Genomic DNA, 15234 nt, shown 5'->3' with positions numbered 1-15234 from the left:
AATTAGGTTTATAAAAGTATTAAAAAACAGATTTCTAACTCTTGTAATTAGATTCAAAAATTCGGTATTTGAAAAGTCCTACGACAATTGCACCACCAATACCATTACCAAGTAAAGCTAACAATAAAAACCACAAATAATCAAAAAGTGTTACAGCATCTGAAAATAGATAGGCGGCAAAAACCTCGATATTCCCTACAATACTGTGATGGAATCCGCCAAAACCTATCACTGAGGTAATCATAAAAATGATAAAAATGCGTGTTAGTGAACTTTTAGCACTGTTCAATAACCAGTTTAATAAGCCCATCAGCCAGCCCGCAACAATGGCGCTAATAAAAAGGACCCAGGCATCGTGATGGACAACATGCGTCCCTATTTTTACCATGGTATCTTGTGTGAACAAATTCAAATGCGGAGCCAGCACACTTATGAATAAGGTAAATAGAATTCCTCCTACCACATTACCCAAAATGACCAATCCCCAAATTCGGAGTAGCTCCCCAATGGATCGTTGCCCGTTCAAAACAGGCAAGGTCAAAACGGAAGTTTGCTCTGTAAATAGAGCCGACTTGCCCAAAATAACCAGAATAAAACCCACAGGATACACCACACTAAAAAGCTTAAAAATAGTATTCTCAGCAAGCGTTCCCTCTAGCAAGTAGTAAAGAGTGCAAATCAAGAAATAGCTAAACCCAATTTCAAGTCCGGCGATAATGGCACTGAGCGTAATGGCTTTATTTTTAATTTTAAAAACCTGTTCGCCTTCATGAATAACGCGGCTCAAAATATCGCGGTACTCATTGACACCATCCACTTCGTTAGACGTTTTTTCTAATTCCTCCTGATATGTTTCTTGTTCTTTATCCTCCGGTTTCATAAAGATAATTTTATGTTGTGCGTCACTCTTATAAAAGTGTTGGTTCACTGTTTAAGGAGCAGCATCATTATTGTTTTTATAAACGAACAGTCCTGCTGTACGCTGTATCTCTACGCTGCGCTGCGAGGATGCCGCTGCCATCAGGGCTAGTAATTCCGTTTTTTGGCTTCTAATACAAATAAGATCAAAGTTCTTAATTAGCCTTTGCTATTTTCTTCAACAATTAGTTTTAAAGAGTTGATATAGTCTGTGTCAAATTCAATAACACGTATTTTACTGTTTTTGAAACTCATTACTCCTTCAAATTCTCCTTCAGGACCTAAGAAATCCATAACCAATTCTTTGTCATCGCATTCCATGAGTTTACCAAGATAAACCGCCTTGTCCGACTTTTTTGCGATTTGAAATATCTCGTATTTATTTGCCAAAAATTGGATAATAGATTCTAAACTAGTAAGCTGAATTATTTCTTCGGCACTGGTTTTTAGACCTTTTAATTTAATAACTCTTTCGGTAAATTCGTGGTCTTTGTCTTGAATAATGGATTTTACATTTTTGTTTTTCAAAATCGTAAAACCATCAATAATAAAATCGACGGGATTGTTTTTAAGTAAAATCCAATCTTCGGTCCAGTCAATTAGAAATCCGGTAAAAATGTCTTTTTTATCTTCAAATTCAATTGTAATCAATTGACGTAAATATTTTTCCATAATGTGATGTCGCTTATATGAGCAATAATTGTTCCTGCTCAGAGTGTTTTTTAAAGTCTCAATTTAAGAATATTATTGGGAGTGACAAAGTTTTTTATTTGCGCCATAATGAGTAGCATTAATCCCGTTTGTAAACGTTAAGAACAACAATGGTATTTAGTTTTCTATGTTGTTATTGTCTTTTAATTAGAGGCACGGATAGCAAATCGGAGTTCTCTGAATCTTAAGTATAGATTCCAGTATCTTGTCATTCTAACTATAAGGAAGAGTCTTTATAAGTCAGGTTGCAAACTATGTTCGTTGTTTTGTGAAGTTCCTACCTTTGTCGGGATAACAATTTTAACGAACTGTATTGTTTGCTTGGTTTGTGGTGCGAAGTCGGGCGACCTCGTAGAGCGGGGACTTTGTTTTTTAGACGCTACGTTGTAATTCAATTTCAGGCATTTCATCATAAGTTCTGCCATTTAGAATTCTCCCATTTTTCTTCTTATTCTTTCCTCCCCACTGTTTAAAAAAGAATGCTACATCTTTTTGCTGACACTGTTCTTGAATATCAATTACCCAATCTACATCCATTGGTCTAGGAGTGTGTCCGCTTTCTCCACCAACTATAACCCAATCAATCTTTTCCAAATTTAAATTTGGCAGTGGTCCTAGTAAAGGCTCTAGGGAAAGAAATTTTACTCTTGCATTGGTTTGCTGTAAAAAGTCTATTCTATTCGATACTTTTTGTTCTTCCACTGAGACTCCCATCCAAATATTATGTGTCCATTTTAATTCAGTATGAAATTCTAATAGCCGTTCTGCTCTTTTAGTTAAAACTTGGAACACGTGTTGAGGATTCTCATTCATAACTTTAAAAACTTTTTTGATAAATGCAAGGGGTATTTCTTCGTGAAATAAATCACTCATTGAATTTACGAAAACAATCTTAGATTTTTTCCAAGTGTACGGAACTTTTAAAGCTTCTGAGTGTGAGCGAACCTCGAAATTATCTTTATATTTTTCAACACCCATTGACTGAAGCCTATTAGACATAATTTCGGCATAACAGAACTTACAGCCTTGTGAAACTTTAGAGCACCCAGTTGTTGGATTCCAAGTCATCTCAGTCCATTCAATGCTAGATTGTGCCATTATATTAGATTAATAGTTAGTTTAGCAAAGTTATCTTTATAATCTCTGTAATTTAAATAAAAAGCACCTTTTCTTATTTTAGAACCGTCTTCATTCAACACTTTTAACCTATTGTCAGCCTGTAGTTTTTTTAAAATTTGAGTTGAATGTTTAGGTAAGAAACCTTTTCTTAATGTGAATTCAAATACTTCACCATTAGTTCTTCGGGTCTTCTGTAAAAAAATAATTAAAAAATCTTCAAGCTTATTAGTTTCCAAATCAGAAAAGAGGGAGGATTGATTACTATCATATTTCCAACCTCTACCTTGCTCATTGTCTATCTCCCATTTTGTTTCTAACATCTTTTCATATCCACGAATATGTGAACTGAAGAAGAATAAACAGAATATTGTGTTTTCTTCTTTTTTTAGGGTAAAACTGTCAACAAAGTATTCATTGCCAATAAAAGATCCAAATCCTTCTTTTAATGCACTTATATATTCCCATTCGTTTCTTAATTCATCTTTATTTATTCCTAATTGGGAATTGAAACTTTCCAAAACATCCGGTGTTCCAGTTTTGGAAAATCGATACATAAATTGAATTGGAAGCCATAATAATACTTCGGACTTATAATTACAATTTAATAGATTTAAAATATGATCTGCTTTGACATCTTTATAGCCAAAAGGATCAATAAAAACAAAGGCTTTATCATCTTTAAATGCTTTGAATTTATGGGGTAATTGGGTTACAATCTCATTATAATCTTTATTAATTAAATTTAATTTTCCAAAATTATTGTAATGTAGTTTCTTTTCTTTTATAATAATTTCTAATTGTTCTATTTTATTTCTATCAATGTCGTTGAAATAACAATGAATTTTTGGTGATTGATTTGGGCGTTTATCAATGAATTGGTAAAATGTTTGTTTTATCTTTTTTAAAGCAATAACTGGGCTACCTTCACCACCATTTTCATAAACACCAGGTCCGCAAAATAAATCTATTATATGTACAGATCTGGTATATCCATCGTTACATATTATATTTAAATATTTTTGAATGTAATCTCCAAATAACTTTACTTTAGCTTCCGAATGGTTCAATAAGCTAGTTTGTGATTTTTTTATACTCATTGGATATTTAAATTATCTATACTTATTTTTTGTTTAAAACTTAAGTTACTGGTCTTAATAATAAAATTTATATTATCAAATATAAACATTCTTCCGAAATTACTGATTAAATAATTTCGGTAATTCAAATGTAAGCGCTTTTTAATCAGGGGCTTTACGGAAAACCGTAATCCCTCTCATTTAGTACAAAATTCCCTAGCCCTGATAGTAGCGCCATCCTTTTTCTTGCACTTTTAGCAAGGAAAAGATATAGCGAATAGCAGGATTAAGCTCCTTAAAAAACTTGGAACTTTAAACATTAAACTTTAAACAAAAATTTCGTAATTTTGCACTCCAATAAAAGGACTAAGATTATGTTAGATAGACTTCAAATAGTAAAACAACGTTTCGATGAGATTTCGGATTTAATTATCCAGCCGGATGTTATCTCTGATCAGAAGCGTTATGTACAATTGAATAAAGAGTATAAAGACTTGAAAGCATTGGCTGAAAAAAGAGACGAATATGTTCTTTTGATGGCAAATATTGAAGAAGCAAACGAAATTATAGCAGATAACAGTGATGCAGATATGACCGAAATGGCCAAAATGCAACTGGAAGAAGCAAAGGAAAGATTACCAGAACTAGAGGAAGAAATCAAATTTATGTTGATTCCTAAAGATCCGGAGGATGCTAAGAATGTGATGGTGGAGATTCGTGCCGGAACGGGTGGGGATGAAGCGAGTATATTTGCAGGAGATTTATTCCGTATGTACACTAAATACTGTGAAAACAGAGGGTGGAGAACATCAGTAGTAGATATGAATGAAGGTACGTCTGGAGGTTTTAAAGAGGTAATTTTTGAAGTTACTGGTGAGGATGTTTATGGAACTTTGAAGTTTGAGGCAGGTGTACACCGTGTGCAACGTGTGCCACAAACGGAAACGCAAGGACGTGTACACACATCAGCAGCGACTGTTATGGTATTGCCAGAAGCTGAGGAATTTGATGTACAAATTGATATGAATGATGTACGTGTGGATTTCTTTTGTTCGTCAGGACCTGGTGGACAATCAGTAAACACCACTAAATCTGCGGTACGTTTAACGCACATTCCTACGGGATTAGTGGCGCAATGTCAAGATCAAAAATCACAACACAAGAATAAGGACAAAGCCTTAACGGTTTTACGTTCTCGTTTATACGAACAAGAGTTAGCCAAAAAAGAAGCAGAAGACGCTACAAAACGTACTTCTCAAGTAAGTTCTGGTGACCGTTCGGCTAAGATTCGTACTTATAATTATGCGCAAGGTCGTGTGACTGACCACCGTGTTGGTTTGACATTATACGATCTAGGAAACATCATGAATGGTGATATCCAGAAAATTGTTGACGAATTACAACTAGTGAACAACATGGAAAAATTAAAGGAAGCTAGCGAAGTTTTCTAATATCTAAGCCTCATTTATTGAGGCTTTTTTTTGGAGCTATTTCCCGCTTTCGCCTTTATCTCTCCTTTTCACTGCGAGGATATCGGCTCAATCGGGGCTAAATAGGATTAGTTTATATTAGAACGATATCGCTTACAAAGAAGAATACAATTACTAAAGAAATTTGTTGCCTCGAAGGTTTAACTAAAACCCAACACCCAATATTAAACAGCCAGCACAATGACTACACAACAACTTATTGAGCAAATTAAAATTAAAAAATCATTCCTAACCGTAGGATTAGATGTTGATTTAGATAAAATACCATCGCACTTACTGACACTTGAAGATCCCATTTTTGAGTTTAACAAAGCGATCATTGATGCAACGCACGACTTATGCGTAGCGTACAAACCCAATATAGCTTTTTTTGAAGCCTATGGAATCAAAGGGTGGTTAGCACTCCAAAAAACAATCAAGTACATCAACGATAATTATCCTGATATCTTCACCATCGCCGATGCTAAACGAGGCGATATAGGAAACACCTCATCTATGTATGCCAAGGCTTTCTTTGAAGACCTGAACTTTGATAGTGTTACCGTTGCACCCTACATGGGAAAAGATTCGGTGGAACCTTTTTTAGCTTTCGAAAACAAGCATACCATCATGTTAGCCTTAACTTCAAATGAAGGTGCATTTGATTTTCAAACTCTTTTAATAGATGGACAAGAACTGTACAAGAAAGTTCTAGAAACGTCTAAATCATGGAAAAATAGTGAAAACTTGATGTATGTAGTAGGTGCAACAAAAGCCGAGTATTTTACTGAAGTTCGTAAAATTGTTCCCGATAGTTTCTTACTTGTTCCCGGAGTAGGCGCACAAGGTGGAAGCCTTGCAGAAGTATGTAAATACGGAATGAACGATAATATAGGTTTATTGATCAATTCTTCTCGAGGAATTATCTACGCATCTAATGGAACTGATTTTGCCGAAAAAGCAAGAGCAGAAGCCTTAAAAATGCAGCAAGAAATGAGCGAAATTGTAAATTTGAAGTTGTTTTAGTTTGTTTAAAGTTTGTTTGAAGTTTAAGGTTTAAAGTTGTTTTTACATTGTCTTAAATTTGTTTAATGTTTAAAGTTTTGGATTGTCGGTAGATTGTTTAAAGTTGTTTTCTTTATCTACTATTTAAAACTCTGCAACTCTGCAACTCTGCAACTCTTCCACTTTGTAACTTTGCAACTTTGAATCTTTGTAGCTCCGCAACTTCAGAAAACTTTAAACAAGAAAAACTTTAAACTTTTTAAAAGCTCCGCAACTTCAGAAAACTTTAAAATAAATAACGTGAAACAACTTTCTTTAGTCGATCAACTGGGTACCGAGCATACTTTTGACACTGCGCCGCAACGGATTATTTCTTTGGTGCCTTCACAAACCGAATTATTATACGATCTAGGATTAGAGGAGAAGATTGTTGGAATAACTAAATTTTGCGTGCATCCGTATCATTTTAAATCAACCAAGCAAAGTGTGGGTGGAACTAAGAAGGTGAATTATCGTAAGATAAAAGAACTGCAGCCTGATATTATCATTTGTAACAAGGAAGAGAATACCCAAGAAATGGTCGAAAGGCTGCGAGAAATTTGTCTGGTTTGGGTTACTAATATTATCACCATTGAAGATAATTTCCAAATGATTACCGATTTTGGTCAGTTATTTAATGCACGCACCGAAGCTCGAAAGTGGAACGACAAACTGGCTTTTGCGTGGAGCGATTTTAAAACTTTCATCAAGGATATTCCCGTTAGGAAAGTGGCTTACTTTATTTGGAAAAAGCCCTATATGGTGGCAGGTTCAGATAATTTTATAAACGAATTATTAAAACTGAATCACTTTAAAAATATCTATGATACTAAAGGACGTTATCCTGAAGTAGCAATAGAAGAAATAGTTAACGATGGTGATCCAGATTATATTTTTCTTTCGTCAGAACCGTACCCATTTAAAAAAGAAGATGGTTATGAAATCAGCAATTATACTGAGAAAGCACAAACGTTTTTAGTTGATGGCGAAATGTTTTCTTGGTACGGCAGTCGCTTATTAAAAGCGTTTCCTTATTTCAAAATGTTGCACAAGAATATCGGAAAATAATGTTTTTTCTTTCGCGAAAGCGTACCTATTATAAATAAAAAACCATTTAGAAATTAAGAAAATTAAGGCTAATCCTTAATGAAACTTAAACTCTAAATGGTTTTATTTTTAGCGTATTTTTTACTTTAAAATAGGAATTCTAAAGTAGTGTAGAATGATCTATTATCGGATGGGATTATTCCAGGTCCTGGATATCCAGTAGCTCTACGGGTAAAATAATTGTTGTTTGTGAAATTAGTAACACCGGCTTCTAACTTCCACATTTTCCATTTATAAGAACAAGATATATCGGCTACGTAGTAGGCTGGTATTTCTCCAAAAATACCATAGGTATTGTCATTAGGATCTGTTTTACTATTGTTAGCCTCCGTAAATTGTGATGATACATAACTAAACTGTAAGCTGGTCATAAAGTTTTTATACCCGATTCCTGTTCCCGTTTTGATATTGAAAAGTGGGACAAATTCTACTTTGTTTCCTTCAATATTTGGAGCGTCCGATTTTAAGTATTCTGAATCAGTAATGGCTATATTTGAAAATGCATTCCAACTAAAATTATCATTTCCTTTAAAGAATGTTTTACTCAAACTCCAGTCAAACATAGTTTCAAAACCATAAGTAACGGCTGTCCCTATATTAGAACGGTAACGCACTACGGCTGCTGATCCATTGGGGTTACGTCTTTCATATTCTCCTATTTTGTCATTGTAATACAGTCCGTAAATACTGGCGTCAAAAGTTACTTTGTCACCCAGTTGTCCCCGAACACCAATATCTGACGTATAACCTTTTTCATCTGAAATGTCATTATCAATTACCTGACTTGGACTTACAGTACGAATGTCATTGAAGGTAACCGAACGGTAATTTTGGGAAACATTTCCGTAGATTTCTATTTGGTTTTTTGGCTTGTAACTCAATCCAACACCTAATAAAACGAAATCTCTGTCTTTTATATTGTTCTCAAATTGCTCGTCGTCTAGAATCACGTTTCCAGCTAAATCTAGATTGATTTTTCGGTACGAACCTTCAGCTTGTGTTCTAATTTTTTCAAATCGAAAACCCGGTGTGACTGAAAAGTTAGAAGTAAGTTTAAATATGTTTTCTCCAAAAACAGCAAGGTTTAAATTGGGGAAAGTGTAATTAGACTGATTAGCATAATAAGGGAATTGTTCACTCGCTAAGTTAAAATTAGCATCGCTTCCAGTACTTCCTGGTCCTTGTAATCCAGTGTTTCTCGATTGGTAGTATTTGGCTCCTATTAAAAAAGCACTGCTGTTTCCTTTTAAATTGTATTTCTTAAGATAGCGCGCTTCGGCACCCCAGTTGACAAAATCACCTGAAATTAGATCTCGAACTGTTCCTTCGGTATCTTGATTTGATACACGATTAGAACGATAACCCACTGTTTTTCTGCTGGCATCTAGTCCGAATAATTGTAAGGAAAAGTCAGCATTGTTATTGAATTTATGCTCTAATTTCAAAGCAAATAAATTCCAATCTACCGCAAACCAGTTGCGTGTGCGGTTGCTTTGTCTTGGGTTTTCATTAAACATAGCATCCGTTAGACCACCCGCTTGCTGTGCTAGGTAATTGAAATAAGTATAATCAAAATGAAGCGAAGTCTTGTCATTAAATTTATAATTAAGATTAGCAAAATAGTTTTTACTCTCAAAATCAGAATTAGGTCTGAAACCATTTCCTTGTTTGTAATTGTAAAAAGTATAGTAGCTAAACTTTCCATTGGTACCACTCATAGAAGTGAAATTAGTAAACAAACCATAGGAACCTACTGTGTTTCTTGTAATGAATTCAAAAGCTTTTTTAGTAGGTGATTTTAATTTAAAGTTGACTAAACCACCAAATTGTGTTCCGTATTGTAAGGATGCCGCACCACGAACAATTTGAATTTCTTCTAGACCTTCAGTAGGACTTGCATAGTAACTTTCCGGATACCCTAGAACATCTGCACTGATATCGTACCCATTTTGACGGGTATTGAAGTTGGAAGTACGGTTAGGATCTAGTCCACGTCCACCAATGCTCAATTGCAATCCACCATCTGAACTTTCGTTGATAGTTAGACCCACCACCTGAGCAAATACCTGACGTGCATTATTTGTGGCCTTATTTACGGTTAGCTTGTCAATAGCAACTACTTCAGTCTTTTTACCGGCATAAATTGCTGTTCCTTCAATATCTTTCAGTTTATGAATGGCATGCAGTTTTTCGTTTTGCTTTCTAATAATAACCTCCGTTAGATTATTAATTTTGTTTAAAACTATTCTAATCGAACTCCCCGTAGAGATGCTATTTTGCTCCACGATGCTGTAGCCTTCTTTAAAAAATACAAAATCAAAACTTGCTGATTTTTTTAGGTCTATTTCAAAAGTACCATTAGCGTCTGTAAACAGTTTTGTGTTAGTAGACTTGTTGTAAACTTCAACGCCTACTAATTTTTTTCCATTGCCATCTGTTACTGTACCCGAAATTTTATTTTGGGCAAAAGACAAAAGTGGGAACAATAAGAATAGGAATAGCCTAAAATCCTTTAATGTTGTCATTAAAAGGGAGTATCCAAGTTTTGTGTTTGAAACTTTCATTTTCGTTTGCTAAATTTATTTTTGAATCTATATATTTCTGACTTAACCGACCGTTTAAGGCTACGTAGCTCTCTACATAAACTTCAGGATCATTAACGCCTTGCTGCAGGTAATAATTGTGTAAATAGTGTGCGTATTGTAAAATAAAATCAGGTTGGAACGCCATTTGTTTTTCCTGAAATGTCGTCAAGAAATGACTGTTGTTTACTGTTATTTCTTTTTTAGTGACCGCATCTTTGACGGTAAAGGTAATGTATCCTGCTTTTTCCATAAGCATCACGCGCCAAGAAAACCGAAAACCTTCTTCGGTCCAAAAAAGTTCATTTCGATAACATAAATACCTAAAGGGAAACAAAAGTTGAAAGACAACAAAACAGCTGATAAAAGCCATTTTTGACTTGTAAAGAGTTGTTTTATGCTCCATTTTTTTCTTACCATTTTCGAAGATAATAATATTAGTTGAAAATAGCTTAGCAATAAAACGCAATACTTTTTTGTGAAAACTTGCATCAAAGAAAATCAATGAGCTAATGATCATGACGTAAGGAAAAACTCCTATTGGGAACAATATTCTTGTTAAAATATGGAATACAACCACTAAAATAAAGCCGAACAGTCGCGTTCTTTTATACAGTAATAAAAATACGATACCTAGGTCATAAAGCATACCAGTCCAACTAAAGGCATAGTGTACCCAATTCTGATTTAGCAGTGACCCAATGAAAGGAAGGTTAGAATTATTAGGTAACCATATTTTAAGCGGCATGGCTTCTAAAAGCCAGTCTGAATTAATTTTAGCCAGCCCTGCATAAAAATAGACAATGGCTAACAATAGTTTTAGAATATCAATATTCCATCTTGGTATATTTTGAAAACGTAGCTTTTCGTTTTTATAAGCATCAATAGAAAAATAACAGTTTGCGGGCAAAAATATCAGCACAAAACTTATAATCGTGATGAAATAATAATGATTGAGGTACGTAGTTTTATCCATTAACTCAATGTAAGTAAAGCTCAGAAAAAAGCTTAATATGGCCCATTTATATTTGTAACCAATCGCTACACATACTGCAGCAATTCCAGCTATGATAAAGAGTAGGTACGTATAATTACCGATAGGCTTAACCCAGCCAAAGCCATAATATGTAAAATGAAATTCGGGTGTTATATAGAATTTTTTAATCCAACCATAACTCGCAAAACGAATCAAACTCAATAGCATCATTAAACCAAACGCTAGCCTGTAAAAGGCTAGCGTTGCGGCTGATGTATATTGTCTGAAATAATTTTGAATCATGATAGTAAGCTACTATTTAGTAATTAGTCTTATAAATTAACCGACGTAATTAGTCACCATCACCATCTACATAATCAATAGTAATATTTAAAGCTTGCATCATGTCTAGCTTAGTGTAAACTATATTTTGCTGTAAAGCATCATATGCTGAAAGCATCTTTGTATTGTCAATAGCGATCTGATTCGAAAAACTATTGTTTAATGTAGCATTTACGGTAAAAATAGTAGCAAACTGATTGTTGATAATCGTACTTAATTTTTCTCCACTACGTACTGTGTTTAAGTAATCCAAATAGCTTTTTAATCCTTCACCAGTTGTTGCACTGTTAAAATGTTTTCCGTTAAAGAAATCTTGAGATGCTTTAATTGCAGTATTTAGTAACTCTTTAGAAACATCATTTTTATAATAAGCCTCAACTTTTTCAGGGAACGTAACTCCACTAGACAGGGCGCCAGACGGAATTCCTAATTTTCCAGAACGTACATTTTTCTCTAAATTCTTAACAAAATTATTTGTCGTTATATTTACAGAACTACTTACTGATGTACCGCTATTAGCAATATAAGTTGCCTTGTATCCAGAATTCCAATCAGCTAATACAGTGTCCACATTTGTTTTTAAACGAGTGGTAACATCAGTTAAATACTTTTTATATTTAGTAGCATTAGCATTGGTACTATAATAGGTCATAATAACAGCATCTGTATTACCTAAACCATTTATCAAATAATCTAAAGCTGGAAACCCTTGTTTATCAAATTGAGAAAGTAACGCTAGGTTGTAAGTTCCAGCAGTAATATTTGCTTCAATTCCACTAGCACTAGTTGGATACGTGTTGGCACTTTCTTTTAAGTTGATTTCTTCTGATTTACCAAAACTATAAATCGCCACATATTGATACGCTTTATACGCTTCTAACCAAGAAGTTCTTACAGCCTGTAAATTCACTTCTGTAGTTGCTGCATTAAACGTGCTGATATTAGCAGCTAAAATTTCAACTTTAGCTTGATAATTCACATAACTTGGAATAATAATATTGTCAGCCCAGTTAGTTAGAAGTACTTTGCGGTCATAATTACTTCCTCCAGTAGTACCGTCACTATTGTCACTTGATGAACAGGCTACAATAGTAATTAAAGCGCTAAAAAATATAAATAGTTTCTTTTTCATGTCAACTTCTTTTTTTTGCAAAAATACAAAAGCAAATGTACTTATCTGTAATTATTCTAAATTAATTTACGGTAGCTGCCTCAGCCACTGTGAATCCAAATCGCGTAGCAATTTGTAACGAAAGGCTATCTAATTTAGCACCTAAAGTATCGATGTCCCAAAATCCATTTGTACCACTAACCATAGTAGCTAACATAGTATCCACTTCTGCTTTTGTAAAATAAGGGCTATCTGTCCCGGGTTTATTTGTATAACGTAAAGAGATGATAAAACCATAAGCTTCAGACAATGCGTGGAATGCTTTAGCTCCTTTGTCTGTCGTTAGTTTTCCTTTTCCTTCTTGTAGGTAAAAAACAGCTCTAACGGCAGGTACTAAAGCTAACTTAGCTTTGATGATTGCAATTTGTGCATCACGAGTAGCATAATCATTGGCCACAATTGCAGCTCTACCTTTACGGAAAGCCAAATTAATATCAGCGCTCAATGTATTGAATTCAGCATCAGCATTTACTTGGTTGATGTAGCTGCTCCAAAACTTTGTTCCGTCAACACCGTAGATGTAACCGTATGCTTCATCCCAGTTGTGTTCCATTGTAGTGTACGTTTTGCTGTCTTCTACAATTTTATTACTGTTATTTACTTTATTGTTTCCTTCGTCTAATTTGTTTTTACTCAAATAATTGTTCACTATTTGATCCATAAAGCTAGCACCCATCATACCTTTTAAAAGTACTTGTTGTGGTTCTAAACCGTTGGCTGCAAATAACCTTTTACTAGTTCCATCTAAATAAGAACCTGCTACACCAGCAGATGCAGTCGCACCTAAACTAGCGGTGTTAGCTAATGCTAATTGCGTTTGAAAATAAGATTGAACGCTTAATTTTTCAGCAGTAGATCCACCACCTAGAAATAATTGAAAGTAATCTAGTGAAGCGGCTGTCTTATCTTTTAATTGCTTTCCTGAGGTATTTAGAGCTGCAGTTTCAAAAGGATTATTTGTATTTGAATACATATTAGTCATAACCGTTAGGTCTGCCGCAGTTCCATTATTAGCTGCTAACTTTATAACATTTCCTAATTCTTCTAGCATTAAAATGCGACTACTTTGTCCAGAAAAATCTACTGTTGTAGTATTGTTCCTTTCAAAGGTATAGGTCTCAGGTACGCTGTAGTTAGGAGTTTCTTCAGCAGTTGTGCTATCATCGTTTGAACAAGAAACCATTGATAATGATGCAATAGATAATGCCGTAAAAAAGACTTTAGAATATTTCATGTGAGTTATTAAGATTAAATAAAAATAATTTTTGCAAAGATAGAACTCAATTTTATTTTATCAAGTTTTTGTTTAGATTATTTCTAAATAATTTTTTATGGTCTTTTATACTACCTAAAGATTTTAATACAGTGTAAAAATAGTATCATGAATAAATGCCATAAAAACAAAAGGTTATCCTATTACGTTAAATTTTATTTAAATTAAATCTAAATAAAATTTGTGTTTTAGAATAATCCCTATACTTTTGCTTAAATTTAATTATTCTAAATAACAATACTATGAAGAAGGTACTTTTAAGAACATCATTATTTTTATTAATTGGAGGATTAGTTTTCTCTTGTAGTAACGATAAAGATGACACAGCAGAATCAAATGTCACAAAAAAACAAGTTATCGCAAACTATGCTGATATTGTTTATGCCAATTATAAAAAGGCTTTTGATGATGCAGTTGTTTTAGAAGCGGCAATTACTACATTCACAACAACTCCTACTCAAGCAAATTTTGATGCTGCAAAGTTAAAATGGAAAGAGTCTAGAGAGAGTTACGGTACTACCGAAGCCTTCCGTTTTGCTAATGGACCTATTGATGATGAGAACGGACCTGAAAGTCTTTTAAACGCATGGCCATTAGATGAAAACTACATTGATTATGTAGAAGGAGCTAGCACATCTGGAATAATCAACAATCCTGTACTGTTTCCTGTTATCAATAAGGCATTTCTTGAAGCTCAAAATGAAAATGGTGGAGAAAAAAACATTAGTGTGGGATACCATGCAATTGAATTTTTGCTTTGGGGACAAGACTTAACAGCGCCTTCAGAAAACAAAGCAGGATTAAGACCCTACACTGATTATGTTGTTGGTGGTACTGCTGCCAATGCATTACGAAGAGCTGATTACTTAAAAGTATGTGCTGATTTATTGACAGACCATTTGGATTATTTAGTGAACCAATGGAAAGTAGGAGGTACTTATAGAAATACATTCTTAGCATTAGCAGAAGACACAGCAATCAAAAACATGTATTTAGGAATTACCACTCTTGTATCTGCAGAATTACCTGTAGAACGTATGGATGTGGCTTTAGGAAATGCTGATCAAGAAGATGAACATTCTTGTTTTAGTGATAATACACATAGAGATATCGCACTGAACTTGCAAGGGGTAATTAATGTCTACCAAGGAAAGTATGGAACTATTGATGGTCCTTCATTAGAAGATTTAGTCAAACAAGCTAATGTGTCTGTTTATACTGACACTGATGTAGCCGTAACTGCTTCATTAAACAAAGTAGCAGCAATACAAACTCCATTTGATTTAGCTATATCTGGTGGATTAAACTCCCCTGAAGGAGCCAAAGTTAGAGTAGCTGTACTGGAACTTAAAAATTTAGGAGCTAATTTATTAGCAGGTGCTACTAAAATTGGAATTATCGTCAACGGATAATTTAAATAAGCATGTATAATTAAAAGTGTTCTTT

12 protein-coding genes are annotated in these 15234 nt (G+C 34.1%); 4 read left to right on the top strand and 8 right to left on the bottom strand.

From position 1 onward, the window contains the following. Window positions 1–34: 34 nt before the first annotated feature. The 4 genes from ACEN2K_RS05515 to tcmP form a co-directional block, all read right to left on the bottom strand. Window positions 35–880, bottom strand: coding sequence for a formate/nitrite transporter family protein (locus ACEN2K_RS05515; protein WP_441758325.1), 846 nt, complete (start codon window positions 878–880; stop codon window positions 35–37). 197 nt (window positions 881–1077) lie between these two features. Continuing rightward, window positions 1078–1590: a hypothetical protein gene (locus ACEN2K_RS05510; protein ID WP_441758324.1), complete on the bottom strand. Its 513-nt coding sequence runs from the start codon at window positions 1588–1590 to the stop codon at window positions 1078–1080. 411 nt (window positions 1591–2001) lie between these two features. After that, a complete protein-coding gene (locus ACEN2K_RS05505) occupies window positions 2002–2727 on the bottom strand; it encodes a DUF5131 family protein (protein WP_441758323.1) in 726 nt (241 codons plus the stop codon). Then, window positions 2727–3845: a three-Cys-motif partner protein TcmP gene (tcmP, locus tag ACEN2K_RS05500; protein WP_441758322.1), complete on the bottom strand. Its 1119-nt coding sequence runs from the start codon at window positions 3843–3845 to the stop codon at window positions 2727–2729. Before tcmP ends, ACEN2K_RS05505 begins: the two co-directional genes overlap by 1 nt. A gap of 353 nt (window positions 3846–4198) precedes the next feature. Here tcmP and prfA point away from each other — a divergent pair, with 353 nt between their 5' ends. The 3 genes from prfA (at window position 4199) to ACEN2K_RS05485 (ending at window position 7405) form a co-directional block, all read left to right on the top strand. Then, window positions 4199–5275, top strand: coding sequence for a peptide chain release factor 1 (gene prfA, locus ACEN2K_RS05495; RefSeq protein ID WP_441758321.1), 1077 nt, complete (start codon window positions 4199–4201; stop codon window positions 5273–5275). A gap of 219 nt (window positions 5276–5494) precedes the next feature. Then, the gene (gene pyrF, locus ACEN2K_RS05490; RefSeq protein ID WP_441758320.1) at window positions 5495–6319 is read left to right on the top strand and encodes an orotidine-5'-phosphate decarboxylase; all 825 of its coding nucleotides are present in this window, start codon (window positions 5495–5497) and stop codon (window positions 6317–6319) included. 279 nt (window positions 6320–6598) lie between these two features. Next, window positions 6599–7405 carry an ABC transporter substrate-binding protein gene (locus ACEN2K_RS05485; protein ID WP_441758319.1) on the top strand — a complete coding sequence of 269 codons (807 nt, stop codon included), beginning with the start codon at window positions 6599–6601 and terminating at the stop codon, window positions 7403–7405. 125 nt (window positions 7406–7530) lie between these two features. On the opposite strand, the gene ACEN2K_RS05480 is transcribed toward ACEN2K_RS05485, so the two are convergent. The 4 genes from ACEN2K_RS05480 to ACEN2K_RS05465 form a co-directional block, all read right to left on the bottom strand. Beyond that, window positions 7531–10008, bottom strand: a complete 2478-nt coding sequence (locus ACEN2K_RS05480) for a TonB-dependent receptor domain-containing protein (protein WP_441758318.1) — start codon at window positions 10006–10008, stop codon at window positions 7531–7533. Further along, window positions 9947–11305 (bottom strand): HTTM domain-containing protein, encoded by a 1359-nt coding sequence (locus ACEN2K_RS05475; protein WP_441758317.1) that lies wholly within the window; start codon window positions 11303–11305, stop codon window positions 9947–9949. The genes ACEN2K_RS05480 and ACEN2K_RS05475 overlap by 62 nt, the downstream gene beginning before the upstream one ends. Before the next feature lie 49 nt (window positions 11306–11354). Continuing rightward, window positions 11355–12476 carry an imelysin family protein gene (locus ACEN2K_RS05470; protein ID WP_441758316.1) on the bottom strand — a complete coding sequence of 374 codons (1122 nt, stop codon included), beginning with the start codon at window positions 12474–12476 and terminating at the stop codon, window positions 11355–11357. A 61-nt stretch (window positions 12477–12537) separates the two neighbouring features. Continuing rightward, window positions 12538–13749: a DUF4856 domain-containing protein gene (locus ACEN2K_RS05465; protein ID WP_441758315.1), complete on the bottom strand. Its 1212-nt coding sequence runs from the start codon at window positions 13747–13749 to the stop codon at window positions 12538–12540. Window positions 13750–14030: 281 nt separating this feature from the next. On the opposite strand from ACEN2K_RS05465, the gene ACEN2K_RS05460 reads away from it, so the two are divergent. Then, window positions 14031–15200, top strand: a complete 1170-nt coding sequence (locus tag ACEN2K_RS05460) for an imelysin family protein (protein ID WP_441758314.1) — start codon at window positions 14031–14033, stop codon at window positions 15198–15200. The last annotated feature ends 34 nt before the right edge of the window (window positions 15201–15234 follow it).

It is taken from the genome of Flavobacterium sp. W21_SRS_FM3 (assembly GCF_052113625.1).
GTDB lineage: Bacteria > Bacteroidota > Bacteroidia > Flavobacteriales > Flavobacteriaceae > Flavobacterium.
Note: the sequence above shows the minus strand (reverse complement) of the source record. Positions and strands in the feature narration are given on the sequence as shown.